This is a genomic window from Kordiimonas lipolytica (assembly GCF_001550065.1).
Genome location: NZ_LRUB01000017.1, coordinates 80,539 through 104,291 on the forward strand (window position 1 = coordinate 80,539; position 23,753 = coordinate 104,291).

Consider the following 23,753-nt stretch of genomic DNA (forward strand, 5'->3'; position numbering starts at 1 on the left):
AATTTTCATGAGCCGCGCGAACAAACTTTTTTTCTTGCTGTTGCTGGTGATTACGGTTGCTGGAGTATCACACTGGCCCTCTGTTTGGTTTGCGGTTTTTTGCTTCTTTGCGTGGGCGGCACTGTTTGCGCGTCTATATGCCGAGCAACAGAAAAAATGCCCGGCTTGTGGGCTTGAGGTTTACAAAGATAAGAACGGTATCTTGCACGCCTGGAACAAACGCTTTGCCTGCCCCCATTGCGGCGCAAAGCTATAGCGATTAACGCTCGCTACTGCCTTTCCTGATCTCAAATAAATATTTGTCACCTTCAACGCGTGCCATCACCAGTGTATGGCCAGCCATTGAACAAAAGGCTGGCATATCCTGAACCACGGCCGGATCAGTTGCGGTCAGCAGCAGCATATCGCCGGGGGCAAGATCATCCAGCTTTCGCCGGGCGCGAAGGATCGGCATCGGGCATAACATGCCTGAAACGTCCAGATGAGCTGCGAACCGTTCGTCGGTATCATCCATTATTCATAACCCTAACCCAATGGGTGACAGGATCGCCGCGGTTTAACCGGGCGCTACCTTGGCTTTGAGTTTAATGGCCATTTCTCAATAGCGCGTTAACAGGCGCGCTATATAGAAGCCGGGCGGGGGTATGGCAAGGCGGTCTTCGCCGTTTGATGAGGTCAGTCTTCGAGAATGCCAAGGCGAAGGGCGCTTGGTAGGATCTCGCGGGTGGAGGTGACCTCAAGCGCGTCTTTCAGTTCCTTGATGTGAAAGGAGACCGTTGGTGCGCTGACGCCAAGGCGTTCGGCGATCTGGCCGTTTGTAAGGCCCGCGTTCAGTTGCTGCAGGACTTCGAGCGGGCGTCCCTTGATGCCGACGCTTGCGGCACGCTCGGTGCGCTCCAGCGGCTGATAGAAGGTGTGCATATAAAGGCTTGCCAGATGCACCTCGTCGCCGTGCATTCGCATGATGTTCTTGAGGTCACCAATCCGCTTTTCGCAGTGCAGTGTCACTTCCCCATGGCCGCGCCCAAACGGATGCCTGAGCGGGAAGCCGACGGCAGAAAAGATGCCATAATGCTCGGCTCGTTGCAGAATGAAATCGAAGCCTTCGAAATTGGGATCGCGAGGGTCCAGAAGGTCGCGCGCCATGTAAAGTGGCTGCATGGACCGGCGTTCGATCTGGTGGATCATCGGGTCCACCTTTTCGTATTTGCGGCTCAGATATTCCTCGACGCCTTCTTTGGGCATGCTGGTGATCCAGGTTCTGCCTGCCAACGACACCCGGACGTGTGTATCTTTGCCGTTTTCAGTTACAATTCGGGAATTGATGGGTGCATAGCTATAGCCATAAGTGGCGCATTTAAAGCCACGCTCGCCAACAAAATCAAGAAACAGCTGCCATACATCATGGCTGGTATCGACCGCCTCCAGTTGGCCGATCAGGGTGCTGACACTTTCCACAAAAGAGTCTCCGTTTGGTGATCGGTATTGCTTTATTATTTGTAACAATGAGCAGAACAGCCGCCAATTAAACGAAATATATACATTTCACCGAACAATGTCGCCCCTTGATCGTGATTATTTCTGGTGGCCATAAATAAAGCCCGCCCTGGGTGAGGGCGGGCTTTTACCGGGTTGGGTGTTCCCGGTAAAACGGACGGAACGGTTGGGTGCCGGGTGCTGAGAGATGTTCCGTCCGCAAACTCAAAACTGAAACTGGTGCCTAGTGAACAACGGCCCGGTTGGGTTTGAACGAACCTGCTGCGATCGTGGTCAGATGCTCATGAATCGATAGCCACAGGTCGAAACCCTCGTCGTCACCAATTGCCTTCATCTTGGAAAGCGCCTCATCCGCATAGTCGAGCGCCTTGGGGCCCAAATTCTTCAAAAGGTTCTCGGCGACGAGACCAAAATAAAAGTTTGGGTCGAATGGCTGGGACTGTTGCATCTGATTAACTCCTCGAAGCGGCGTTTGAAACTTGCCCTCCTTATGAGCAACAGGCGTGCCAACTTTTGGCCTTTAGGGTTTTCAAGGGGTTGGGGGGATATGCCCGCTATTGTGTCACCCGTCAGGCGTGAGAGCGGACAAAGCTGCCGGGTGAAAGCTGCCGCCTGTTGGTAAGGCTTGCCGTGTCAAATTGGGGCAGGAGGGTGCTTGCCCGTTCAGGCCTCAAGCAGATGCAGTAGTGCTGGCGCATGGCGCCACGGGTCGGTTGCCTGAATACGGGGAATAGTCGCAACCGGTAGGTTGGTCAGGCCCTCGATCTCCTCTGCCGTCTCGGACAGGTCAGGGTTGTCATAGATCGTGCCGGGCGCGCTTTCACTGACAATGATACCCCGCACCTTTAGCCCGCGCGCCTGCATGGCCTCCACTGTACTGATGGTGTGGGAAATGGTGCCCAGGTAACTGCCGACCACCAGCAGGCTTTCAAGCCCAAGGTCCGCGATCCAGTCGGCCACAAGCCGGTCGCCGGTGAGCGGCACAAAAGATCCGCCAACGCCCTCGATAAGCGTGAAAGTATCAGCCTCAAGGGCTTTCCTGCATGTGCTGATCACGGCATCATATTCAAGCGTGCGGCTTTCTGCCTTTGCCGCCATCGTAGGGGCCAGCGGGGCCTTGAAGCGGAACGGTGAGATCTGGTCCAGCGTGTCGGCGTGGATGGGCAGTCCAAGCGCTTTGGCGATCACAGCCGTGTCGCTTTCAGCCATGGTGTTGTCGTCAAAGCCGCTGATAATGGGCTTCAGGGCTGTCAGATCCATGCCCATTTCGCGGGCCTGATGGCACAGTGCTGCGGTCACAAGTGTCTTGCCGATCTCAGTGCCGGAGGATGTGATGAAAAGTCCAGCCATATCAGTCTCCCAAACCAAGTTTTTTGCATACGGCAATCAGCCTGTCGACGTCAGCATCCCGGTGGCTCGCGGAAAAGCTGAACCTGAGCCGCGACGTGCCTTCAGGCACAGTGGGCGGGCGGAAGGCGATCACCTTGAAGCCTTCAGTGGCCAGTGCGTCGGATGCCCCTAGCGCGTCAGCCTCTGTACCAATCACAAGGGGAACGATGGGCGTGTCGGGTGCTGGAAGGCCAAGTGCAGCCGCAAAGGTTCGCGCCAGTTTGACGGGGCGCGCGACCTTTTCCTGGTCGTTTTCGATGAGTTCAAGCGCTTTCAGGCTGGCACCAACGGCGGCAGGCGGCAGGCCCGTCGTATAGATGAAAGACCGTGCGCGGGTCTTGATCAGGTCAATCACAGGCTTTGATGCAGCCAGGTATCCGCCGTACGAGCCAACAGCTTTCGAGAGCGTTCCCATCTGCAGCGGCACCAGGCCTTCAGCGCCAGTGGCGTGCATGGACCCGCGCCCGCCACCGATGGTACCCAGTGCGTGGGCGTCATCTGCCAGAAGCCAGGCATCATGGTTTTGTGCAAGCAGGCCAAGTTCCTTCAGGGGGGCGATGTCGCCGTCCATGGAATAGACGCCGTCCACAACCATTAGGCAGCGGCCATGAGCTGCTCTGTGCTCCGCCAGCAATTCTGCCGCGTGGCCCACGTCATTATGGCGGAAGAATTTCACGGTGGCGCGTGAAAGCTGGACGCCCGCGTGGATGCAGGTATGCACCAGCTCATCTGCGATGATCAGGTCTTCCTTGCCCACAAGGGTTGGGATAATGCCCACGTTCGCCAGATAGCCTGACCCGAACACGGCAGCATCTTCTGTGCCTTTGAGGGCAGCGATCTTCTGTTCCAGTTTGCGGTAAAGCGGGTGATTGCCGGTCACGAGGCGGCTGGCCCCGGCCCCGGCCCCGAACTGGTCTGCGGCTGCCTTGGCAGCGTCGATAACGTCTGGGTGGGTTGACAGACCCAGATAGTCATTGTCCGTGAAGCTGATAAGCGGCGCACCACCATCAACTGAAAGCGCCATGGCCATGGACCGCGCCGTGTCCACAAGCGTGCGCCGCTGGTTTTTTGCTTCAAGTGAAGCCAGCTTTCCAAGGGCAAAATCTGACAGGCTGTCTGGCATGGCGGGGTGGGGCTTTTTGATCTGTTGCATGGGGGCTGACTTAAGGCCTGCGGAAGGCCCAGTCAATGCCCGTTTTTCCTTGACTTCCCAGCCTATCCCTTCACATTAGCGCCCGCAAAAAGACCACCCGCACACAGGCGTGCGGCAAGGAGAGAAACGCATGAACGCCCCAGCTAAAATCGACACTCAGGACGCCCCGATCCGCCATGACTGGACACGGGAAGAGGTTATGGCCTTGTTTGAAAAGCCGTTTATGGATCTGGTGTTTGAGGCCGGGCGTGTTCACCGCCTTTATCATGACCCCAACAAGGTGCAGCTTAGCCAGCTGATTTCGATCAAGACGGGCGGTTGTGCCGAAGATTGCGGCTATTGCTCCCAGTCAGCGAAGTACAAGAACGGTACCGGCCTTGACGCGACCAAGCTGATGGAGGTCGAGCGCGTGGTGGAAGCCGCGAAGAAAGCAAAAGCCGGTGGTGCGTCACGCTACTGCATGGGGGCGGCATGGACGAGCCCCAAGGACCGCGACATGGACACCATTGTCGCTATGGTCGAAGGCGTGAAGGAATTGGGCATGGAAACCTGCATGACACTGGGCATGCTCTCCGATTGCCACACAAAAAAGCTGAAGGACGCGGGCCTCGATTACTATAACCACAATGTGGATACGTCCGAGGAATTTTACGGTGAAATCATTACAACACGGACCTATCAGGACCGCATCGATACACTGAATCGCGTCCGTGAGGCGGGAATCAATGTCTGCTCCGGCGGTATCGTCGGCATGGGCGAGCGCGTTGAAGACCGTGCGGGTATGTTGCAGACGCTCGCGAACCTGGACCATCACCCGGACAGTGTGCCGATCAACATGCTGGTGGCTGTGCCGGGCACGCCGCTTGAACATGTCGAACGGCTCGATCCGCTTGAGTTCGTGCGCACCATCGCGGTCGCGCGCATCATGATGCCGAAATCTGAGGTGCGGCTTTCTGCAGGCCGTCAGGAAATGACGGAAGAGGCGCAGGCGCTGTGTTTCCTCGCGGGCGCCAGCAGCATATTCTATGGCGAGCAGCTTTTGACCACGCCGAACCCGGAAAACAACAAGGATATGGCCCTGTTCCAAAAGCTCGGCCTCAGCCCGGCATAAGATGACAGGCCAGCCAACATGGTTTGACGAGGGTATCGGGCATATATGGCTGCCCTATACCCAAATGAAAACCGCTACCCCACCGCTGCCGGTGAAGGCGACAAACGGCGTGCGGATCACGCTTGAGGACGGGCGCCAACTGATCGACGGCATCTCCAGTTGGTGGGCTGCGGCGCACGGCTATAACCACCCGCATATCATTGAAGCCATGAAAGCCCAGCTGGATACCATGCCGCACGTGATGTTTGGTGGTTTGGTGCATGAGCAGGCGCTGAAGTTGTCGAAGCGGCTGGCCGATATGCTGCCGGGGGACCTGAACCGTGCATTCATCGCCGAATCCGGTTCTGTGTCGGTCGAGGTGGCCATGAAGATGGCGGCGCAATATTTCATGAACCGCGGTGAAAAGCGCACCAAGTTTGTTCATTTTCGCGGCACCTACCACGGTGACACGCTTGGCACCATGGCAGTGTGTGACCCGGAAGAGGGTATGCACGGCCTCTTCAAAGGCATGCTGGCGGAAAACCTGCTAACGGATTTGCCGCGCACCCCGGAAGATGCCGAACGCTTCGCCGCCTTCCTCAAGGTGAATGCCCCCGACGTGGCCGCGGTTATTACAGAGCCACTGGTGCAGGGTGCGGGCGGCATGGTGTTCCACACGCCTGAAACGCTCAAGTGGATCCGTATGGCGTGCGATGCAGCGGGCGTGCTGATGATCGTGGACGAGATTTTCACAGGCTTTTACCGCACAGGCACCCGCTTCGCCATCGATCAGGCCGACATCGTGCCTGATATGGTAACGCTGTCGAAAGCCTTGTCTGGGGGTGTGGCGCCGCTCAGCGTCTGTGTGGCCCGGGACGCAATATTTGATGCCTTCTATGACGACGATCCGATGAAGGCGCTGATGCACGGGCCCACCTATATGGCGCATGCGCTTGGCTGTGCGGCGGCCAATGCGTCGCTTGATCTGTTCGAGCGGGAAGATTACGCCGCGCGGGCAGAAGCTATCCAGCATCAGATGATGGCGGAGCTGGCGCCGTGCGGGTTTCTGGACAATGTGAAAAGCGTGAGGGTGAAGGGTGCCATCGGTGTTGTGCAGCTTGAAGACGCGTCAGGCATTGAAGCGCTGAAGCCGAAGTTTGTGGCAGAGGGCGTGTGGATCAGGCCTTTCCGCGACATTGTCTATCTGACGCCGCCACTTATCATTGAGCCGGCGGACTTAACGAAGCTCACCGGCTCAATCTACAAGGTATTGTCTGAGGTTTAAGGCTTAGCGGCCATCTGGTTCGCCATCCTCCGCCTTGGTTGGCGCAACCTCGATTTCCTCATCCATTTCTGTTTCAGGTGCTGCTTTTGGATCCAGCTTTACTTGCTGGATGCTGACATTTCCGGCGCGATTCATGTTCCGCCTGACAACGTCCACTAACAGGCGCTGCACATGTGGCGGATACATGCTGACATCAAGGTTTCGGCCATTTCGACCAACTGACTGGAAGTTGGCGCCGCCGTTGGCAGCGCTAAGATAGCCATTATAGAGATCGGCGATATGCCAGTCCTCCAGCTTCACCTCGATGCTGGTCACGGGACCAAGCAGGAAGCCGAAATCACGTCGGGCGTATTTGTTGATATGTGCCAGAAGGTCGCGTTCGAAATTCGGGAACTTTTGCGCGACATCCCGATAATAGGTAGAGACGCGGAGAATATAATCATCCTTGATACGGGTGCCGCGAATGCTGTTCACAAAGTCTCGCGCGTTGTCTTCAAGGTCGGCATAGACGGTCTCTCCAGTGTAAGCTTTGGTACGCAGGTTGGGCGAACCCACCGAGCCCAGGAAGAAGCCGTAAATGACAACCGGGTCATCCCAGTTATCGAGCACATGCTGGCGGATGTCATAAGGTGAAACCATGGTGCCCATGACATCAAATTGGCGGTCGCAATAGAAACGGTCTTCATGGTCTGGGTCTGTGCAGTCACCATACAGGCGGTCAACAAGCGTGACCGGATAGCGGTCAGCAATCTTGGCATAGACAATCGCGTTGTGCAGGTTCAGCCAATAGGCCAGTTGCTCGTTTTTGTTCAACCTTGTGAGGTCAATTTTCTCCGGCAGGTCCAAGAGCACGTCCCGCACCTCGCGTACCACGAACTCCTGCTCGCTGGTCTTGATGTCATGGAACATGATCCGGTTGCCCTCAAGGCGCGAAGGTTCGGGGTTGTCGCGCACGAAACGTGTCCCGGTGCCAGAGCCCGGCCAAACGCGCCGGGCTGGCTTATGGTCGGACCGTCCCAGTGGCAGGACTGTCTTTTCCAGAAGATAGTCCATGTCCTCATACTTGAGGGCAGTTTGTGAATTCGGATTATAGGCTGTCGGCAAAAGCGGCTCAGAAGCCGTTGCAGAGATGCTTACGGTCAGAATTGCGCCGGTGATGGCCGCGCAGGCACCCTTGATGATGTTCATTGAAATTCCCCACTATCTCGCGTCAATGAAGTTGTTTTAATTATAAGAAAAATATAGGGGCAGTATTCCAAGTCTACAAGTATGACTGGTCTGAAACTATGCTTTGCGGAGTATTTTTATAACTTTAGCTCGGTGTAGTAATCGGTCAGGCTGCGGGTGTCACACCAAATACGGGCTATGAGCTATTGATCTGCAATCTCTCCTGGGTCGAGCTCTTCAATCCCAACCTCTGCTTCCCGCAGGTGTCGCTTCCGCTCAACCAACTCTGTCAGGAATTCCTGCACATGCCTGGGGTATTTTCCGGATGATGAAGTTTTTCGGATTATAGCAGCGATGTCTTGTGGGGACGCATTTGGGTTTGATGCGGTGGCTAAAACAATTCTTGCCGGGTTCGTGTTGGCGGAGGTCGTCAGACCGAGATGTCCGTTATAGAGATCGGCTATGTACCAGTCTGAAATGTCAGGCTCGAATGTGCTCAGATTGGCAATCAGGCTGGTCATGCGAACGTCTGTATAGCGCATCAGGTGAGCTTTCAGGTTCCGGTCAAAGTCGGGAAATAAGGAGGCATAATTGGCATAAAGCGTTGAGACGCGCGCACCTTCATCCCACAACTGGATGCCGCGCAGGCTGTTAACAAATTCGCGCGCATTATCTTCAAGGTTGGCCCAAACATTTTGCGCGGTATAAGCCTCGCGTCGCAGGTTTGGCCCGCCGATGGTGCCCTGGTAGAAACCATAAAGCACCCGGGGATCCTGCCAGTGGTTTACCACATAGGTTTCAATATCCTTGAGCGACATCCGCTTGCCTGCAACGGTTAGTATCTTTCTTGTCCAGTTTTCTTTGTGAAAGCCCTTCAAGTTTGATTGGGGATACACTTGGGCGATCTGGGTGAAGGCCGTGGCGTTATGTAGGTTCAGCCAGTAGGCGAGCTGCTCATCTGGTGAAAATTCGGTCAGCGGAACATCATCTGGCACGCGGGACAGACCGTCTACAATCGCAGCCACATAGGCTTTGTTGCTGTCCCCAAGTGCATGGAAAAACACTCTGTTGGCTTCAAGTCGGGTGGGGTTGGGGTTGGTTTTTGTGAGCCTTGACGCTGGGGCGGTTTTAATACGCGCTGCGGGTTTGCGGTCAGACCGCCCTGTATCCATCACAGTTTCCTTCAGAACCATGTCCCAGTCGGCATAGCTGATGGATAGTTTTTCCTCTGCGAGTGCAGGGTGCGCGAATAATAATGCGATTGTCAGTATGGCTAAAAGCGGTCGCATGCAAAGTCTCTCCCCCAGTATCGAGTTGAAGAGATGTTAGCCTTAAAGTGTTATTAAGACAACTATTGCGATGAGGAGCTGTCTACACGCACAGGCCAAAGAAAAAGCCCGGCGGTGAGGCCGGGCTTTGTGTGTTTCTTATGCAGCTTTTCGCCTATTCGCGATTGCCAAGGAAGCTCAGCAGATACATGAACAGGTTCACGAAATCGAGGTACAGGCTTACAGCACCCATGATCGCGCCTTTGGCGACAGCTTCGCCCGTGGCCATCATATAGTAGCTGTGCTTGATGCGCTGCGTGTCATAGGCAGTGAGGCCAGCGAAGATCAGTACGCCTGCAACAGAAATAACGAACTGCATCATCGAAGACTGCATGAACATGTTCACAACGCTTGCGATGATCAGGCCAATCAGGCCCATGAACAGGAAGGTGCCCATGCCGGACAGGCTTTTCTTCGTGGTATAGCCGTAAAGGCTAAGCGCACCGAAAGAAGCTGCAGTGATGAAGAAAGTCCGTGCGATACTCTCACCGGTGTAAACTAGGAAAATCGACGCCAGCGACAGGCCCATAACGGTGGCGAACGCCCAGAAGACCATCTGCAGTGTGCCGGAGCTCATTTTTTGAACACCGAAGCTCATCACCATAATGAAGGCTAGCGGCGCGAGCGCCAGAACCCAACGAAGCGGCGAGCCGTATACAGTTTGAACCAGCTCCTGGCTGCCCATCAGCATGTTGCCAAAAACCATGGCAACAATGCCGGTCAGCAGAACGCCGGACGCCATATAGTTATAGACCTTGAGCATGTAGGCGCGCAGGCCTTCATCGAACTCAGCAGTTTGGGTGGCAGAGCCAGCCCGGAAAGTAGTATTGTATCGTTCCACGATAGTTGCTCCCCATGGGGTTACAGTCAGTTGCAGCTAATATGGGCATTCGCCCTTTTGCTTGCAACCGTATTCGCAAGAATTTGATCGCAGAATTTCCAAGGCGATAGACTTTATCTATCACTGAAAATCCTGCATTTGATCACTCGGTCCGCAGGACCGCGTTCGGCTTGATCCCCAGTGCCCTGTAGCTAGAGCCCAAACCGAACAGAATGGTCACCAACAGGCTTGTGACCACGGTGAAAATCATCGGCGCGGGCAGGAAGCTGAATTCCATATCCATGACGAAATCCACCACGATCCATCCCGTAAGGCTGCCAAGCCCCAGCGCGATGGCGGCTGTAATCAGGCCGATAAGGGTATATTCCAACAGGTATGCCCTGAGAATCTGGCCCCTGACGGCGCCCACCACCTTCAGGATCACGCTTTCATAGACCCGCTGGCGGAAACCGGCAGCAATCGCGCCCGCCAACACCAGAATGCCGGCGATGATGGCAACAGCGGCTGTCGCCCGCACGGCAGTGCCGATCTGGTCCATCATGGTGTTGACGCTTGAGAGCACCTCTTTCATGCGGATGGCCGTGACATTGGGGAAAGCGTTCGTCAGCACTTTGTGGGCTTCCACTTCCGCTTCGTTCGACGCCTTCAGTGTTGCCATATAGGTGTGCGGCGCGGCCTTGAGCGTGTTCGGGTCAAACAGGATCACGAAATTGAAGCCGAAGGTGCCCCAGTCAATCTCCCTGAGCGACCGGACTGTCGCTGTGATCTCACGCCCCAGCACAGAAACGCTGATGGTGTCGCCTATTTTGAGGCCGAGGCCGTCTGCAGCTTCCTTGCCTAGGCTGACTTCAGGTTCACCTGCATAGCCAGCGGGCCACCAGTCGCCTTCAACCAGATGGCTGCCGTTGCCCAGCTCTTCCATATAGGAAAGGCCGCGGTCCCCGCGCAAGATCCAGCGCACATTCTGGGCCACTTCAACTTCAGACGCGTTCACGCCGTTCAGTTTGGTCACCCGGCCCCTGAGGTTCGGCACACTCACCAGCTCCTCAACCCCGTCGATGCCCTTGGCTTTCGCTTCGAATTCCGCAAGCTGATGGCCCTGAATGTCCAGAAGGAAGAAGGCCGGGGCCTCTTCCGGCACCTGTTCAGTCAGGCGTTCTGACAAGTTGCCTTCAATCAGCGCCAGCGTGGAAAAGAGCGTCAGGCCAAGCCCGAGCGAGATCACGACCGCACCCGTGGCCGCCCCGGGCCGGTGCAGGTTCGCAACGGCCATGCGGATCAGTGGGTTTCGTGACCGCGGCGCCTTGGATGCCAGCCGTTCAATCAGCCAACTGGTGAACCTTAGAAGGCCAAGTGTCAGCCCAGCGCCGCCCATGAAGCCTGCCGCGAGCATACGGTTGTCTGACATGCCAACCGCCAGCAGCACTACAACGGTGGCGGCACCGAAGATGGTGGCAACATAGATGAAGCGCGGCCAGCGGCTCTCAGGTGCCACGAGCGCCCGGAACAGGCGCACCGGCGGCAGGTCCCGCGCTTTGCCAAGCGGCCAAACCGCGAAGGCGACGGTGATCATCAGGCCATAAAGGGCAGAGAGGAAGAGCGCCAAAGGGTAAACCCCGCCATCGGGGCGGACCGGGAGCGTGTCAGGCAGGAACATCGCCAGCACGCTCGGTAGCATTGAACCCACGATCATGCCAACCGCGATGGCGATCAGGCCAATCAGCAGTATCTGGAAGAAATAGGTTTTGAAAACTGTGCTGCCGTCCGCACCCAGTATCTTGAAGGTGGCGATGGTCTTGGTCTTGCGGTCCATATAGCCGCGCACCGCATTGCCCACACCCACACCGCCAACAACCAGCGCGGAAATGCCGACGAGCGTGAGGAAGATACCCATCTGGTCAATGAAGCGGCGAAGTCCCGGCGCACTCGTGGACCGGTCACGCACCCGCCAGTTGGCGTCCGGGAAAGCTTCCTTCAAATCTTCGCGCACGGCCTTGATATCGGTGCCTGCAGGCATTTTAAGTTTGTAATAGAAGTTCACCAGGCTGCCGGTTGTGATCAGGCCGGTTTCTTCAAGGGCTGCGCGGCGGATCATCACGCTGGGGCCAAGCTGGAAGCCCATGTTGGCCTTGTCGGGTTCCTTCTCAATGAACGCGCGGATATCGGCTTTCACGTTGCCGAAGATCAGTGTGTCGCCGGGTTCAACGCCCAGGCGGTCAGCCAGCAGCGGGTCAATCGCCACGCCCCATTTACCCGCGCGCTTTTCAAACAGCGCTTCGTTATCGAGCATTGGTTTGGTGACGAAATCCCCATAAAGCGGGTATAGGCCATCGACCGCCCGGAGTTCCACAAGGGTGGACCGGGGCGCGCCGTCAACCCGCGCCATGGTGCGAAGGCGCGCGCTATCGGAAAGCGTGCCGCGTTCATTCAGCCATGTTCTGGCTTCAGGCCCCAGTTGAGCCTGGAAAATGTTGATCTCCATGTCGCCGCCAAGGATCGATTGTCCTTCGCGCTCCATGCCTTCCTGGATCGCGCGGGTGAGCGAGCCGACGGCGGCGATGGCAGTCACGCCCAAAATCAGGCAGGCCATGAAGATGCGGAAGCCCGAAAGGCCGCCACGAAGTTCCCGAAGCGCCAGCCTTAACGCCACTGGCAGGGCGGGGTTGCGGCTGATCATTTGTTTGACACCTTGCCCATAACGCCCATGTCGCCAGTGACGGACTTGGTGTTGCCCGTATCGTCCACCACTTTACCATCGGCCATTGAAATCACACGGTCGCAGCGGTCGGCGAGCTCCGGGTCGTGGGTCACCAGCACAAGGGTGGACCCGCGCGCTTCGGCGAGATCGAAGATCAGTTTGATGATGGCATGGCCGGTCTTGCCGTCCAGGTTGCCTGTGGGTTCGTCACCAAACAGGATTGCGGGCTCAGGGGCCAGTGCGCGGGCCAAAGCCACTCGCTGTTGTTCGCCGCCCGAAAGCTGCGCCGGGTAATGGTCCATCCGGTGCGCAAGGCCCACAGCCTCAAGTTCCTTGGCCGCGCGGTCGAAGGCGTCGTTGACGCCCGCAAGTTCAAGTGGCACGGCCACGTTTTCCAATGCCGTCATGGTGGGGATCAGGTGGAAGGCTTGCATCACGATGCCCACGCCCTTCAGCCGGTGGCGGGCAAGCGTGTCTTCGTCTGCGCCCTCGAATGTCAGGCCGTCAACTTCTACTGATCCGGTCGTTGCCTGCTCCAGGCCGGTCATCAGGCTCATCAGCGATGATTTGCCGCTGCCCGATGGGCCAACAATGCCCACAGTTTCGCCTTTTTCGATGCCGAAACTGATGCCCTTCAGGATATTCACAGGGCCCGCGCCGCTCTCGAGCGTCAGCGTGACATCGGATAATTTGATGATGCTGGAAGTGTCAGCCATTGTAATTGTCTCTCTTCGCTGCCAGATATTCTGATTATGGTTTTAAACGTCTCTATAAGCTGGGAGTTTGCCTCGTGAAGGTCAATCAAACGCTCAAACTTTTTTTCTATACGCTTACTGCGGTCATTTGGACGACTTTTGCGCCCGGAAGCACCGTAAGCGCGACGGATGGCGAAAGTGCGGCAGATACGGTTGAAATACTGGCGTTTGGCGACAGCTTGACCGCAGGCTATGGCCTTGAGGCAGGAGACGGTTTCACGGACCAGCTTGAAGACTGGCTGAATGCCAATATGAATGTCCCGGTAAAGGTGACGAATGCGGGCGTGTCTGGTGATACCACATCGGGCGGCCGGTCACGGCTTGAGTGGGGGCTTGCACCTTTTGAAGGCGGCAGGCCGGATCTCGTGATCCTGACACTGGGCGGCAATGATGGCCTTCGGGGGATCGACCCAAAAATCACTCGCGACAATATTGATGCCATGGTCGGGCTTCTGACCGAACGCGGTATCCCGGTGTTGATTGGCGGCATGATGGCGCCGCCAAACCTGGGCCCGGATTATGCTGAAATCTTCAATCCATCCTACAAGGCAACGGCGGAAAAATACGGCCAGCCGCTTTATCCCTTCTTTCTTGAAGGGGTGGCAGCCGATCCGGCGCTTAACCAGACTGACGGAATTCACCCCAACGCCGAGGGCGTAAAAATTATCGTGAATAATATCGGACCAGTAGTCAAAGACCTGATTTTACGCTAGAGTTAGTGTGTCGTGGGTATGTGACCCACGAAATCTTGTCGCTTACGACTCTTTTAGGGAGGTCGACCATGGTTCGTTTATTTGTCGGCCTGGAAATTCCCGAAAATGTGCGATCTGCGCTCGATGAGGCGCGCGGCGGTGTGGAATGTGCACACTGGCAGCGGGATGACCAGCTCCATCTAACCCTTGCTTTTATCGGCGATGTTCCCAAGCGAACAATGCATGAAATCGAAAGCGAGCTTTCCCGGATAATTGTGACGCCCTTTGAGCTCGACCTCAGGGGCGTTGGTCTTTTTGGGAAGCCCAAACAGCCCAAGAACCTGTGGGCCGGTGTGTCTGACAGAAAGCCACTTGTACATTTGCATGAGAAGATTTGCTTCGCGCTGGAAAGCGTGGGGGTGGATGTGGAACGCAGGAAATACAAGCCGCATGTTACGCTGGCGCGGTTTCGCCGGGGGGCGCAGGCTCGCATCGGCGACTGGCTGACGGAGCATGAAATCCTGCGGACACCCGCGTGGACGGTGGATCATTTCACGCTGTTTTCCAGCCAGCTGACGTGCGAGGGGTCCTTCTACACCGTCGAAAGCCGGTTTGGCCGTGCCTATGAGGGCGAGACCGAGGACGAGGATTTCACTGCCTTCAGCGGCTTTGAACTGGAACCAGCCTGGTAGCAGGCAGCCTGGACGCCATGTCGGTTATGGCGTCCAACAGCGCGCCGCGCGCATTCCAGGGCAGGAAATGGTTGGTGCCTTCAAGGGTAACCAGCTTTGGCACCGTGTCCGTAAATTCCCGCAGCATATAATCCGTGTTGGCATAGGGTACCAGCTCGTCTGCCGTGCCGTGCACGATGGTGACCGGCACATGGATGTTCTTGAGGCGTGGCTCAAGGGCGCGTAGTTCATCTTCAAGGCCGATCAGCTCAAGATTGGCATTCCTGAGTTCCCGTTGCAGCAGCCAGGAAAAGGGTGGCACGGCCCCCAGTCGCTGTATCCACATGACTTCTTCAAGGTCAGGATCCAGTGCACCCGCTGCGATGATGATACCGCCAACCTTGTCACCATACAGCGTGGCCGCTGCAGCCACAATCGGGCCGCCCAGCGAGTGGCCGACCAGAATGGGCTTGCCGCGTTCCGGCATGGTAATGAGCGGCCCCAGCGCCTGGGCCTGTGCCATGATGGATGTCTGGGCACGGTCAGGTCGGGTCTGGCCAAAGCCGGGCCGATCAACGGCGATAAACTGAAACCCATCGGGTGCGTTCTTCAGCATGTCATACCAGTCTGATGAATCGCCGGGCGTGCCATGCACAAAAATAACCCGCTGACCCGTAGGGGCTCCGCCCTCAAGATAGCTGAGCTGGTAGAGCTCCTCGGCCTTGGTGGCAACAGCCCGGCGCATGGCGAATTCGTCATGATCGAACCGCGGCTGCATGGAGATATAAGCGGAGGCGCAACCAACCAGAAGAAAGGGAAGCGCCAGGAGACAGCACCAGAATTTCTTTGATTTCAGGATCGCCAGTATGCGCATGGGTAGTCCTCGCTTTATGCCTTTATGCCTGCCCCATTCAAATCATAGGCGGTCAGGACCATGCAGCCAGTGACATCATCTCAACTTTGCGTGACGCGATTGCTTCCCATTTGGTCATAAATCTGTGACACTCGCCGCGTAATCCTGACTGTTCAGACAAGATTTTCCAGAAGGGGGCTTTCATGGGCAATTTTTCACGGCGTCAGATTTTGCGGGGGGCTAGCCTTCTTGGCTTGGCGGCATTTTCGAAACCGCTCTTGGCTACGCCAGCATGGTTGACGGGTAAACCTCGTTTTGCCAGCTATCCCTTCACATTGGGCGTGGCATCGGGCGACCCGCTTCCCACGGGTTTTGTGATCTGGACACGGTTGGCCCCCAACCCGCTTGACGCGATGGCTGTGGGCGGCGACCCGGTCCCTGTGCGCTATGAAGTGGCTGTGGATGACCGGTTCAGGAAAGTGGTGCGACAGGGAAGCGCCATTGCTTACCCTGAAAATGCGCACGCGGTGCATGTGGATGTAACGGGGCTGGAGCCGGGCAGGCCATACTTTTACCGCTTCATGGCGGGGGATGAGGTCAGCCCGGTGGGGCGGGGCCGCACCACGCCAGCCTTCATGGCACCAACAGACTGCTACCGTTTTGCTTTTGCCTCCTGCCAGAATTACACTGTCGGTTATTTCAAGGCATACCGCGATATGATCGCGCAGGATGTCGACCTGATCGTGCATCTGGGCGACTATATCTATGAGCACTCCTATGACCCGATATTGCGGCATGTGCCGACGATGCTGGCCCGATCGCTTGATGACTATCGCGCGCTGCATGCGGCCTATAAGCTTGATACAGACCTGCAGGCCGCCCATGCCCATACAAGCTGGCTGCTGACATGGGATGATCATGAAGTCGCCAATGATTATGCCGCAGACCAGGATGCGCTTTATGAAGACCCGCGCACCTTCCTGATCCGAAGGGCGGCTGCCTATAAAGCCTATTTTGAGCATTTGCCGCTGCGCCGGGCAGCCACGCCGGCAGGGCCCGATATGCATCTCTATCAGCGGGTCAATTTCGGTGACCTGATGGAAATCAGCATGCTGGATACGCGCCAGTACAGGTCAGACCAGCCGTGCCAGACACCGGAAGACGGGGGTTGGCAGCAGGTGAATTGCGCGGAGCGGTTTGACCCCAATCGCACTATTCTGGGCGAGGCCCAGGAAAAGTGGCTGGGCTGGGGGTATGGCCGGTCCGGGGCGAAGTGGAATGTGATGGCCCAGGGCATGCTGTTTTCCAAGCATGACTATCAGTTGGGCGAGGGCGAGCTGATTGGCAGCGAATATTGGGACGGCTATGTGGCCTCGCGCGACAAGGTGCTTGACCTGATCGAACAACGGCCCGTCTCAAACCCGATCATTATCGGCGGCGATGTGCATGCGTCCTACGTGTGTGACGTGAAGCAGGACTTCAGCGACCCGGCATCGAAAACACTGGCCAGTGAATTTGTCGCAACCTCGATTACAAGCGGCAACAGCCATTGGCCGAAAAACGTCAGGTCCTTGCCGGAAAACCCGCATATCAAGCTCTATGAAGGCAGGCACCGTGGTTATACCCTGTGCGACCTGACAAAGGACACATTCACAGCCGACTTGCGCGTGGTTAACGATGTGCTGAAGCCGGACCTGGAGGCCAGCAGTTTCAAGCGATATGTGGTGGAAGACGGCGTGGCTGGCCCACAGGAAGCTTAAACGCCGAAGCGCTCCAGAATGTTGGCTGTTTGGTGAACGTACCCGCCACCGAACAGCCGTACGTGGACCAGAAGCGGCCATAGCTGATAGAGCGCCGTGCGTTCTTCCATAAAGCCGGGCTCGATGGCGAAATGCGCGTGATAAGCATCGAAGAAAGCCGGGTCCATTCCGCCCATCAGCTGAATGAAGGCCAGGTCCATTTCGCGGTGGCCATAGGATATGGCGGGGTCGATAAAGCCAGCGGCACGGTCACCATCAATCAGCATGTTCCCGGCCCACAGGTCACCATGCAGCAGGCTAGCGCCGGGGTCGGCAGGGATTAGGTCTGGCAGTTTGACGGCCAGCGCCTCAACCCTTTTCATGAAGGCTGCGTCAATGCGGCTGGTGTTGAGGCATGACCGCGCCATGGCCAAGAGGCGGTTGTCACGGAAAAAAGTGATCCAGTCTGCGCATAGCGTGTTCTTCTGCGGCAAGGGGCCGATCACGGTGTCCGCCTTGAAGCCATAGGGCTTCTTGCCTGTGTCTATCACGCGGTGAAGTGCCGACACGTGCTTTGCCACATCCTCAGCCGCCGCGCGCGGGTCAATGATGCCCTTGTGGTCTATATGGCTGATCACCAATATGCCGGCTTCCTGGAACAACACGTCCGGTACCGGCAGATCGCTCGCGGCCCGAAGATGCTTCAGCATCATGGCTTCAAGCTTGGTGGTGTCACCCTGATCGGCGCGTGGGCGCTTGGCCACTACCTTGCGTCCGTCCCCCAGTGTCAGGCAGGAGACATCGGCGATGTCGCCGCCGCGCATGGGTTTTGAGGCCGTCACGGGGCTACCAAGTGCTTTCGCGAGTTTCTGTGCGAGCGGGGAAGCCATGGCGCGTCTAAAGGTGTCGCGCTTTGATGGCTTCAAGAAGGCCCGCGGCAGCTTCCGCTGCTGCCTCAAAGCACAGGTCGAACTGGTTCACTTCACCATAGTATGGGTCTGGCATTTCTTCATAAGGGTGGTCGGGCGCGTAGCTCATGAACAGCTCGATCCGGCCCTGGTGTTCAGGTGCTGCGCGGTCCATCAGGTTCTGCAGGTTGTCGTGGTCCATCACCAGGATATGGTCGAAGGTGTGGAAGTCGTCGTCGCGCACCTGTCGTGCCCGCTGGCCGGAAATATCGATGCCGTTCTTTTTCGCGGTGGCCTGGGCGCGACGGTCGGGCGGGTTGCCAGCGTGATAGCTGATGGTGCCGGCGCTGTCGATTGTGATGCGGTCTGAAAGCCCCGCTTTGTCGACGGCAGCACGGAACGCACCTTCCGCCATCGGGGACCGGCAGATGTTCCCCATGCAAACAAACAAAACTTTCACCATCTGGATTTGCTCCCGCGCCGCTTTTGCCTATAAGTATCCCTTGTTAACCAGTAGCGTATCTTGACGGGGAGAGAAAGAGCGCATGGGGCCATACAGGGACATCGTCATACTGACCGGGGCGGGTGTTTCCGCCGAATCCGGCGTGCGCACCTTTCGCGACAATGACGGGCTGTGGGAAGAACACCGGGTGGAAGATGTGGCCACACCTGAAGCCTTCGCGCGTGACCCCAAGCTGGTGCAGCGCTTCTATAACCTTAGGCGCGCTCAGCTGCCTACTGTTCAGCCCAATGATGCTCACAAGGCCATCGCCCGTCTCCAAAAGGAGCTGGATGGCCGCGTGACGGTGGTGACCCAGAATGTCGATAACCTGCACGAGCGCGGCGGAGCAGAGGGTGTGATCCATATGCACGGCGAACTCTGCCGGGTCAGGTGCGTGCACTGCGGCATGCGCCATGATTGGACGACCGATTGCACGCAGGCAACACCCTGCCCATCATGTGGCGCTGCACCCGGACTTCGGCCCGACATCGTCTGGTTCGGCGAGATGCCATACCATATGGACCTGATTTATACGCGCCTCAGGGCCTGCGACCTGTTCATATCGGTTGGGACCAGCGGCAATGTCTATCCGGCGGCCGGCTTTGTGGCAGAGGTGCGGCGGATCGGGCACGCACATACAATTGAAGTCAACCTGGAGCCCAGCGCGGGCGTCAGCTATTTTGAAGAATGCCGCCACGGCATGGCAGGCGAACTGATGCCGCCCCTGGTGGATGAGTTATTGAAGAAGGGACAGTAAAATGAGTGACAGACCAACAAAGATGACAGACGCCGAACGCGATGCAGCCCTGGCTACAGTTTCCGGCTGGGTCTATGATGCGGATGAGAAAGCCATCAAGAAGACTTTTCAGTTTGCCGATTTTTCCGAAGCCTGGGGCTTCATGAATCGTGCTGCTCTTCTGGCCGAAAAAATGGACCATCACCCTGAATGGTTCAATGTCTATAACCGGGTTGAGGTGAAGATGACCACGCACGACGCCGACGGTGTCACAACCCTTGATTTCCAGATGGCGACCGCGATGGATGGTTTCGCCGCTTAAGGAGACTGCCATGAAAACCACGGCAATGGCCCTTGCGGTCAGCATGTTTGTTGCTGGACCTGCAATAGCGGGGGCGGATGTGAAGCTGAAGGGCACAGAAGACGTTCTGGGGAACAAGATCGGTTACCCGGAAGGGCAGGCAGAGATCACAGGTGTTGACGTGGTGCAGAAGCCCGGGGAATGCAACGGCTGGCATAGCCACCCGGTGCCCACCTTCGGGCTGGTGAAATCAGGGGAGCTGACCGTCACTTACGCCACGGGTGAGGTGAAGCTGTTCAAGGCCGGCGATATGCTGATCGAAGCGCAGCATGTCGCGCATGAGGGCTGCAATACAGGTAATGCGGACCTGGAAGTCCTGGTGTTTTACGCCGGGTCCAAAGGTGTGCCTAACACGAACATGCGCGAAGACGAACGACCGCAATAGCGGCTGGGACCCGGGGCTGGCCGAGCTTCACCCCCTTGGGTGGTCAGGCAGTCTTGGAAATGAAGTTGCTCACCAGCAAAATTTTGTCCGGTGTCTGGTGGTCGTTCGCAAGTGGCAGGAAAAGAAGCGTGGAGCGCAGGAAGGCCTTTTGCGGCCCGACATAGGGCACTTCGCGGAAAAGCGGTTCCTTGCTGGTGCGCACGGTGTCCAGAAATTCCCAAATCTTGCTGCCGGGGCCCTTGCCTTCCATCTCGCTCAGTTTCATGCCTGTATAGTCGCCGTGCGTATGGGCGCGAACTTCGGTGCCCACAAGGCGATAATGAAAGTCGAGCGGGTCATCAAGGATGTCAAAGATGACAACATGCGGCAGATATTTGCCGACAGTGCGCACGTCCAGATCTCTGCGCGCGGGCAAGCCGCCATGGTTGGCGTGCCAGTCTTTCCAATAGTCCAGCAATAGATTTTGTATGCGGGAAAGATCCATCACAGAGGTCCAGCTTTGCTAAAATCGGGTCAGCCACCCATGGCTGACGTTACTCTTCCAGCCACGCTTTAACAAGGTTATGCGCAATTGCAAAGGGTGGCGGTACCAATCGGTAGGCGCTTTCACCTTTCTGGCTTGCACGGACATCGTCTTTAGAAATCCAGAGCGCTTCGGCGATCTCAGCCTCTTGAAGGCTGATTTCGCCTTCTTCCACCCAGGCTTCCACACCGATCATCAGGGTCGATGGCCAGGGCCATGGCTGGCTGGTGACATAGCGCACGCTCACAGTCTTCAGGCCGACTTCCTCAAAAACTTCCCGCGCAACGGCTTCTTCCATACTTTCGCCCGGCTCCATGAAACCCGCGAGCGCAGAAAAATTGCCTTCGGGCCAGCCTTTGCCACGCCCCACAAGTGCCATGTCGCCGCGCCGCACCAGCATGATCACCACGGGGTCCGTGCGCGGAAAATGATGGGCGTGACAAGCCGGGCATTCACGTTCGTAGCCCGCTTTGATCAATTCGCTTTCCACGCCGCATTTGGCGCAGAAACGGTGGCTTTCATGCCACATCAGCATGCTCTTGGCCTGCGCGACGATCCCCAGCGAAGGATGTGGTTCACCCACCGGATCGGTCAGTTTGTGAGCGACATTGCGGCCATCACGAAACTTGGCGCCCTGTGGCTCGAAAAATGGGGTGAAATCATCAGTTGTGCCATCAAGCAGGATGGCATAACGGGGCGCACCCTCAGCGGTAAGGCCAAGAAAGATGGTGTTCTGTGCGGGCAGCAGGCGGATCGCAGAGGGTTTTTGCCAGGCGATGTCGCCGGCCGGTTCTGTCAAAATCCAATAGTCATTGCGCGGCAGGAAGCTGCTACTGTCCTCATCCCGCGCACCTTCCGCGGCGAACAGCACGACTCGGGCATCGTCCCGGTCCATGCAGGTGCCGAATATTTCCGGGTCTTCCCTCATGTGCTCGGCACGGTCAAGCGGATTGCCGGAAAAAGCGGTCGGTACGGGCGAAAGCGCCATAAAAAGCTCCCAAATTAGACAACCCATTACCTAGGGCGGACACATTACTCTTGCAAGTCACTTCAAGAATCGCCATATACACCCCCGGGAGAGCCGGCGGACATTCCGCTCGCCAACCCGGTCAGGTCCGAAAGGAAGCAGCCGTAACGAGTTAGGCATGGGTCGCATTGGCCCTCCCACCCTTTCAGGGGATCAAGATGAACGCGCAAGGAATTTGCGGGTTCATTTTTTTTGCCTGCAACACCCATGCTAAAGCCTTTTCCCCCGCTTCCAGACCTGCTAGTCATATGCCCTCAGTATTACAGGGATGAGGCTTTATGAGCGATAGCGCACCAAAGACTGAATATCAGGTTCTGGCCCGTAAATACCGGCCGTCGGATTTCGACAGCCTGATTGGGCAGGAAGCCATGGTGCGGACGCTTTCGAACGCCATCGATACAGGCCGCCTGGCGCACGCTTTCGTGCTGACGGGCGTTCGCGGTGTGGGTAAAACCACCACGGCGCGGATCATCGCCAAGGCGCTCAACTGTACAGCCCACGACGGCCCCACCATCAACCCATGCGGCAAATGCGAAAACTGTAAGTCCATTGCCGAATCGCGCCACGTTGACGTGCTCGAGATGGATGCCGCGTCGCGTACAGGCGTGGACGATATCCGCGAGATTATCGAAAGCGTGCGCTATGCGCCGGTGTCCGCGCGCTACAAGATTTACATCATCGACGAAGTGCACATGCTGTCGAAAAACGCCTTCAACGCACTTCTTAAGACGCTTGAAGAACCGCCTGAGCATGTGAAGTTCATCTTCGCCACCACGGAGATCCGCAAGCTGCCTGTGACGGTTCTTTCCCGCTGTCAGCGCTTTGACCTGAAGCGGGTGGAAGCCGAAACGCTGATCGCGCATCTGGCGAAGCTTGTGGAAAAGGAAGGCGCGAAGGCAGACGAGGGCGCGCTGAAGCTTATTGCGCGAGCCGCCGAAGGCTCGGTGCGTGACAGCCTGTCGCTTCTGGACCAAGCCATCGCCCACGGCGGTGGTGAGGTGTCGGAAAGCCAAGTCCGCGATATGCTTGGCCTCGCGGACCGCGCCCAGGTGCTGGACCTGTTTGAGCAGGTGATGAAAGGCGAGATCAAGGAAGCCCTTACCACGCTTAGGTCCCAGTATGACTCCGGCGCTGACCCGGCTGTTGTGCTGAATGACCTTCTGGAAGTTACCCACTGGCTGACCCGCCTCAAGGTGACGCCGGATACCGGCACAGATACTCTTGTTTCGGAAGCGGAACGAAAACAGGGTGGCGCCATGGCTGAAACGCTTGGCATGCCGCACCTGACCCGCGCGTGGCAGATGCTCTTGAAGGGTGTGGGCGAGGTGAAGGTTGCCCCAAGCCCGATTGCGGCGGCTGAGATGGTTCTCATTCGACTGGCCTATGCTGCCAACCTTCCGGCCCCGGCCGACCTGGTGAAGCAATTGCAGAACGGTGGCGGTACGCCCGCGGCTGGTGGCGCTGCACCTGCCGGTGGTGGCGGACCAGGAGCAGGCAACGTGACCGCCATTGGCGGCCAGCAGGTCCAGGCCGGCGCGCAGGGCGGCCCAACGGCCAATATGCAGAGCGCGCAGGTTGTGGCGCTGAGGCAGGACCAGTCGGGCGACCACCCAATGCATCCGATGCCGGTTGATTTCGAGAAGCTGGTGGCGCTTTTTGAAGCCGAGCGCGAACCCACGCTTGCGGTCGTGCTGAAGGACCATGTGCGGCTGGTGGACTATAAGCCTGGTCGGGTCAGCTTCAACACCACGCGCCAGACACCGCCTGATTTTATCATGCGTACCAAACAGTGCCTGAAGGCCTGGACCGGCGTTGATTGGCAGATCACCATCACCAAAGAGGTGGAAGGTGACGACACGATCCGCACCAAGGAAATCCGCCGCGACAAGAAGCGTCGTGACGAAGCCATGGCGGAGCCGATAGTGAAGGCGCTGTTGTCGACCTTCCCAGACGCCGAATTGTTGGCCGTGCGCGACAGCCGCACTGAAGAAGAGCTTGAAGCCGATCTGGCGGATGACGCGATGGAAGGCATCAGTTTCGATGACGACGCCAGCGAATTCGATTTTTAGCGCACTATAGATGATAGCGACGAGTACAAGGCTCCGCCGTTGATGAAGGGCGGGCCGCAAGATAAGCGACGAGAACAGGACACG

At 57.3% G+C, this 23,753-nt stretch carries 25 protein-coding genes and 1 other RNA gene; 11 read left to right on the forward strand and 15 right to left on the reverse strand.

Annotated elements, in window-relative coordinates:
* The first annotated feature begins 7 nt into the window (after positions 1 to 7).
* A complete protein-coding gene (locus tag KORM41_RS08380; protein WP_068143370.1) occupies positions 8 to 256 on the forward strand; it encodes a hypothetical protein in 249 nt (82 codons plus the stop codon).
* Positions 257 to 259: 3 nt separating this feature from the next.
* On the opposite strand, the gene KORM41_RS08385 is transcribed toward KORM41_RS08380, so the two are convergent.
* From KORM41_RS08385 to KORM41_RS08405, 5 genes are all read right to left on the reverse strand, one after another.
* Entirely contained in the window at positions 260 to 514 is a 255-nt protein-coding gene (locus KORM41_RS08385; RefSeq protein WP_068143371.1) for a sulfurtransferase TusA family protein, read from the reverse strand.
* Between the two features lie 161 nt (positions 515 to 675).
* Complete coding sequence (locus KORM41_RS08390; RefSeq protein ID WP_068143373.1) at positions 676 to 1,458, reverse strand: helix-turn-helix transcriptional regulator; 783 nt, start codon at positions 1,456 to 1,458, stop codon at positions 676 to 678.
* Between the two features lie 262 nt (positions 1,459 to 1,720).
* Entirely contained in the window at positions 1,721 to 1,945 is a 225-nt protein-coding gene (locus tag KORM41_RS08395) for a hypothetical protein (RefSeq protein ID WP_068143374.1), read from the reverse strand.
* Positions 1,946 to 2,160: 215 nt separating this feature from the next.
* On the reverse strand, positions 2,161 to 2,847 hold the full coding sequence (gene bioD / locus KORM41_RS08400; RefSeq protein WP_068143377.1) for a dethiobiotin synthase: 687 nt from the start codon (positions 2,845 to 2,847) through the stop codon (positions 2,161 to 2,163).
* Between the two features lies 1 nt (position 2,848).
* Positions 2,849 to 4,039 carry an aminotransferase class I/II-fold pyridoxal phosphate-dependent enzyme gene (locus tag KORM41_RS08405; RefSeq protein ID WP_197420910.1) on the reverse strand — a complete coding sequence of 397 codons (1,191 nt, stop codon included), beginning with the start codon at positions 4,037 to 4,039 and terminating at the stop codon, positions 2,849 to 2,851.
* A gap of 130 nt (positions 4,040 to 4,169) precedes the next feature.
* Between KORM41_RS08405 and bioB the strand changes: the two genes are divergently transcribed.
* Positions 4,170 to 5,150, forward strand: a complete 981-nt coding sequence (bioB, locus tag KORM41_RS08410; protein WP_068143379.1) for a biotin synthase BioB — start codon at positions 4,170 to 4,172, stop codon at positions 5,148 to 5,150.
* A 1-nt stretch (position 5,151) separates the two neighbouring features.
* Positions 5,152 to 6,414 carry an adenosylmethionine--8-amino-7-oxononanoate transaminase gene (locus tag KORM41_RS08415; protein ID WP_068143381.1) on the forward strand — a complete coding sequence of 421 codons (1,263 nt, stop codon included), beginning with the start codon at positions 5,152 to 5,154 and terminating at the stop codon, positions 6,412 to 6,414.
* A 3-nt stretch (positions 6,415 to 6,417) separates the two neighbouring features.
* On the opposite strand, the gene KORM41_RS08420 is transcribed toward KORM41_RS08415, so the two are convergent.
* The 5 genes from KORM41_RS08420 to KORM41_RS08440 all read right to left on the reverse strand — a co-directional run bounded on the left by KORM41_RS08420 (position 6,418) and on the right by KORM41_RS08440 (position 13,164).
* Positions 6,418 to 7,602, reverse strand: coding sequence for a DUF547 domain-containing protein (locus KORM41_RS08420; RefSeq protein WP_068143383.1), 1,185 nt, complete (start codon positions 7,600 to 7,602; stop codon positions 6,418 to 6,420).
* 182 nt (positions 7,603 to 7,784) lie between these two features.
* Positions 7,785 to 8,870, reverse strand: coding sequence for a DUF547 domain-containing protein (locus KORM41_RS08425; RefSeq protein ID WP_068143385.1), 1,086 nt, complete (start codon positions 8,868 to 8,870; stop codon positions 7,785 to 7,787).
* A 154-nt stretch (positions 8,871 to 9,024) separates the two neighbouring features.
* Positions 9,025 to 9,753, reverse strand: coding sequence for a Bax inhibitor-1/YccA family protein (locus KORM41_RS08430; protein WP_068143388.1), 729 nt, complete (start codon positions 9,751 to 9,753; stop codon positions 9,025 to 9,027).
* 139 nt (positions 9,754 to 9,892) lie between these two features.
* Positions 9,893 to 12,427, reverse strand: coding sequence for an ABC transporter permease (locus tag KORM41_RS08435; RefSeq protein WP_068143391.1), 2,535 nt, complete (start codon positions 12,425 to 12,427; stop codon positions 9,893 to 9,895).
* Positions 12,424 to 13,164 carry an ABC transporter ATP-binding protein gene (locus tag KORM41_RS08440; RefSeq protein WP_068143393.1) on the reverse strand — a complete coding sequence of 247 codons (741 nt, stop codon included), beginning with the start codon at positions 13,162 to 13,164 and terminating at the stop codon, positions 12,424 to 12,426. The genes KORM41_RS08435 and KORM41_RS08440 overlap by 4 nt, the downstream gene beginning before the upstream one ends.
* Before the next feature lie 74 nt (positions 13,165 to 13,238).
* On the opposite strand from KORM41_RS08440, the gene KORM41_RS08445 reads away from it, so the two are divergent.
* Both KORM41_RS08445 and thpR read left to right on the forward strand, forming a co-directional pair.
* A complete protein-coding gene (locus KORM41_RS08445) occupies positions 13,239 to 13,916 on the forward strand; it encodes an arylesterase (RefSeq protein ID WP_082719640.1) in 678 nt (225 codons plus the stop codon).
* A 68-nt stretch (positions 13,917 to 13,984) separates the two neighbouring features.
* Positions 13,985 to 14,587: an RNA 2',3'-cyclic phosphodiesterase gene (thpR, locus tag KORM41_RS08450; protein ID WP_068143395.1), complete on the forward strand. Its 603-nt coding sequence runs from the start codon at positions 13,985 to 13,987 to the stop codon at positions 14,585 to 14,587.
* Here thpR and KORM41_RS08455 read toward each other — a convergent pair.
* Entirely contained in the window at positions 14,556 to 15,440 is an 885-nt protein-coding gene (locus KORM41_RS08455) for an alpha/beta fold hydrolase (protein ID WP_068143397.1), read from the reverse strand. The genes thpR and KORM41_RS08455 overlap by 32 nt on opposite strands.
* Positions 15,441 to 15,622: 182 nt before the next feature.
* Between KORM41_RS08455 and KORM41_RS08460 the strand changes: the two genes are divergently transcribed.
* Positions 15,623 to 17,179 carry an alkaline phosphatase D family protein gene (locus KORM41_RS08460; protein WP_068143399.1) on the forward strand — a complete coding sequence of 519 codons (1,557 nt, stop codon included), beginning with the start codon at positions 15,623 to 15,625 and terminating at the stop codon, positions 17,177 to 17,179.
* Here the strand turns inward: KORM41_RS08460 and KORM41_RS08465 are convergent.
* Together KORM41_RS08465 and KORM41_RS08470 are read right to left on the reverse strand one after the other, a co-directional pair.
* Entirely contained in the window at positions 17,176 to 18,048 is an 873-nt protein-coding gene (locus tag KORM41_RS08465) for a fructosamine kinase family protein (protein ID WP_082719641.1), read from the reverse strand. The two genes, KORM41_RS08460 and KORM41_RS08465, sit on opposite strands and share 4 nt — an antisense overlap.
* 7 nt (positions 18,049 to 18,055) lie before the next feature.
* A complete protein-coding gene (locus KORM41_RS08470) occupies positions 18,056 to 18,529 on the reverse strand; it encodes a low molecular weight protein-tyrosine-phosphatase (protein WP_068143402.1) in 474 nt (157 codons plus the stop codon).
* An 82-nt stretch (positions 18,530 to 18,611) separates the two neighbouring features.
* On the opposite strand from KORM41_RS08470, the gene cobB reads away from it, so the two are divergent.
* Genes cobB through KORM41_RS08485 form a run of 3 tightly spaced genes read left to right on the forward strand, consistent with a single transcriptional unit; the run spans position 18,612 to position 20,050 of the window.
* A complete protein-coding gene (gene cobB / locus KORM41_RS08475; RefSeq protein ID WP_068143403.1) occupies positions 18,612 to 19,325 on the forward strand; it encodes a Sir2 family NAD+-dependent deacetylase in 714 nt (237 codons plus the stop codon).
* A gap of 1 nt (position 19,326) precedes the next feature.
* The gene (locus KORM41_RS08480; protein WP_068143405.1) at positions 19,327 to 19,626 is read left to right on the forward strand and encodes a 4a-hydroxytetrahydrobiopterin dehydratase; all 300 of its coding nucleotides are present in this window, start codon (positions 19,327 to 19,329) and stop codon (positions 19,624 to 19,626) included.
* A 10-nt stretch (positions 19,627 to 19,636) separates the two neighbouring features.
* On the forward strand, positions 19,637 to 20,050 hold the full coding sequence (locus KORM41_RS08485) for a cupin domain-containing protein (protein WP_068143408.1): 414 nt from the start codon (positions 19,637 to 19,639) through the stop codon (positions 20,048 to 20,050).
* 43 nt (positions 20,051 to 20,093) lie between these two features.
* Here the strand turns inward: KORM41_RS08485 and KORM41_RS08490 are convergent, their stop codons facing one another.
* Together KORM41_RS08490 and nudC are read right to left on the reverse strand one after the other, a co-directional pair.
* Positions 20,094 to 20,534, reverse strand: coding sequence for a PAS domain-containing protein (locus KORM41_RS08490; protein WP_068143410.1), 441 nt, complete (start codon positions 20,532 to 20,534; stop codon positions 20,094 to 20,096).
* A gap of 49 nt (positions 20,535 to 20,583) precedes the next feature.
* Positions 20,584 to 21,561 carry an NAD(+) diphosphatase gene (nudC, locus tag KORM41_RS08495; protein WP_068143412.1) on the reverse strand — a complete coding sequence of 326 codons (978 nt, stop codon included), beginning with the start codon at positions 21,559 to 21,561 and terminating at the stop codon, positions 20,584 to 20,586.
* Positions 21,562 to 21,646: 85 nt separating this feature from the next.
* Here nudC and ffs point away from each other — a divergent pair.
* Both ffs and KORM41_RS08505 read left to right on the forward strand, forming a co-directional pair.
* An RNA gene (gene ffs / locus KORM41_RS08500) (signal recognition particle sRNA small type) lies at positions 21,647 to 21,743 on the forward strand.
* Positions 21,744 to 21,878: 135 nt separating this feature from the next.
* Entirely contained in the window at positions 21,879 to 23,669 is a 1,791-nt protein-coding gene (locus KORM41_RS08505; protein WP_068143414.1) for a DNA polymerase III subunit gamma/tau, read from the forward strand.
* Positions 23,670 to 23,753 lie beyond the last annotated feature (84 nt).

What these genes read in the sequence shown, in the direction of transcription:
- KORM41_RS08380 (WP_068143370.1), top strand. Translation starts at nt 8, where the DNA reads ATGAGCCGCGCGAACAAACTTTTTTTCTTGCTGTTGCTGGTGATTACG.
- KORM41_RS08385 (WP_068143371.1), bottom strand. Translation starts at nt 514, where the DNA reads ATGGATGATACCGACGAACGGTTCGCAGCTCATCTGGACGTTTCAGGC.
- KORM41_RS08395 (WP_068143374.1), bottom strand. Translation starts at nt 1,945, where the DNA reads ATGCAACAGTCCCAGCCATTCGACCCAAACTTTTATTTTGGTCTCGTC.
- bioD (WP_068143377.1), bottom strand. Translation starts at nt 2,847, where the DNA reads ATGGCTGGACTTTTCATCACATCCTCCGGCACTGAGATCGGCAAGACA.
- KORM41_RS08405 (WP_197420910.1), bottom strand. Translation starts at nt 4,039, where the DNA reads ATGCAACAGATCAAAAAGCCCCACCCCGCCATGCCAGACAGCCTGTCA.
- bioB (WP_068143379.1), top strand. Translation starts at nt 4,170, where the DNA reads ATGAACGCCCCAGCTAAAATCGACACTCAGGACGCCCCGATCCGCCAT.
- KORM41_RS08415 (WP_068143381.1), top strand. Translation starts at nt 5,152, where the DNA reads ATGACAGGCCAGCCAACATGGTTTGACGAGGGTATCGGGCATATATGG.
- KORM41_RS08420 (WP_068143383.1), bottom strand. Translation starts at nt 7,602, where the DNA reads ATGAACATCATCAAGGGTGCCTGCGCGGCCATCACCGGCGCAATTCTG.
- KORM41_RS08425 (WP_068143385.1), bottom strand. Translation starts at nt 8,870, where the DNA reads ATGCGACCGCTTTTAGCCATACTGACAATCGCATTATTATTCGCGCAC.
- KORM41_RS08435 (WP_068143391.1), bottom strand. Translation starts at nt 12,427, where the DNA reads ATGATCAGCCGCAACCCCGCCCTGCCAGTGGCGTTAAGGCTGGCGCTT.
- KORM41_RS08440 (WP_068143393.1), bottom strand. Translation starts at nt 13,164, where the DNA reads ATGGCTGACACTTCCAGCATCATCAAATTATCCGATGTCACGCTGACG.
- thpR (WP_068143395.1), top strand. Translation starts at nt 13,985, where the DNA reads ATGGTTCGTTTATTTGTCGGCCTGGAAATTCCCGAAAATGTGCGATCT.
- KORM41_RS08455 (WP_068143397.1), bottom strand. Translation starts at nt 15,440, where the DNA reads ATGCGCATACTGGCGATCCTGAAATCAAAGAAATTCTGGTGCTGTCTC.
- KORM41_RS08460 (WP_068143399.1), top strand. Translation starts at nt 15,623, where the DNA reads ATGGGCAATTTTTCACGGCGTCAGATTTTGCGGGGGGCTAGCCTTCTT.
- KORM41_RS08465 (WP_082719641.1), bottom strand. Translation starts at nt 18,048, where the DNA reads ATGGCTTCCCCGCTCGCACAGAAACTCGCGAAAGCACTTGGTAGCCCC.
- KORM41_RS08470 (WP_068143402.1), bottom strand. Translation starts at nt 18,529, where the DNA reads ATGGTGAAAGTTTTGTTTGTTTGCATGGGGAACATCTGCCGGTCCCCG.
- cobB (WP_068143403.1), top strand. Translation starts at nt 18,612, where the DNA reads ATGGGGCCATACAGGGACATCGTCATACTGACCGGGGCGGGTGTTTCC.
- KORM41_RS08480 (WP_068143405.1), top strand. Translation starts at nt 19,327, where the DNA reads ATGAGTGACAGACCAACAAAGATGACAGACGCCGAACGCGATGCAGCC.
- KORM41_RS08485 (WP_068143408.1), top strand. Translation starts at nt 19,637, where the DNA reads ATGAAAACCACGGCAATGGCCCTTGCGGTCAGCATGTTTGTTGCTGGA.
- KORM41_RS08490 (WP_068143410.1), bottom strand. Translation starts at nt 20,534, where the DNA reads ATGGATCTTTCCCGCATACAAAATCTATTGCTGGACTATTGGAAAGAC.
- nudC (WP_068143412.1), bottom strand. Translation starts at nt 21,561, where the DNA reads ATGGCGCTTTCGCCCGTACCGACCGCTTTTTCCGGCAATCCGCTTGAC.
- KORM41_RS08505 (WP_068143414.1), top strand. Translation starts at nt 21,879, where the DNA reads ATGAGCGATAGCGCACCAAAGACTGAATATCAGGTTCTGGCCCGTAAA.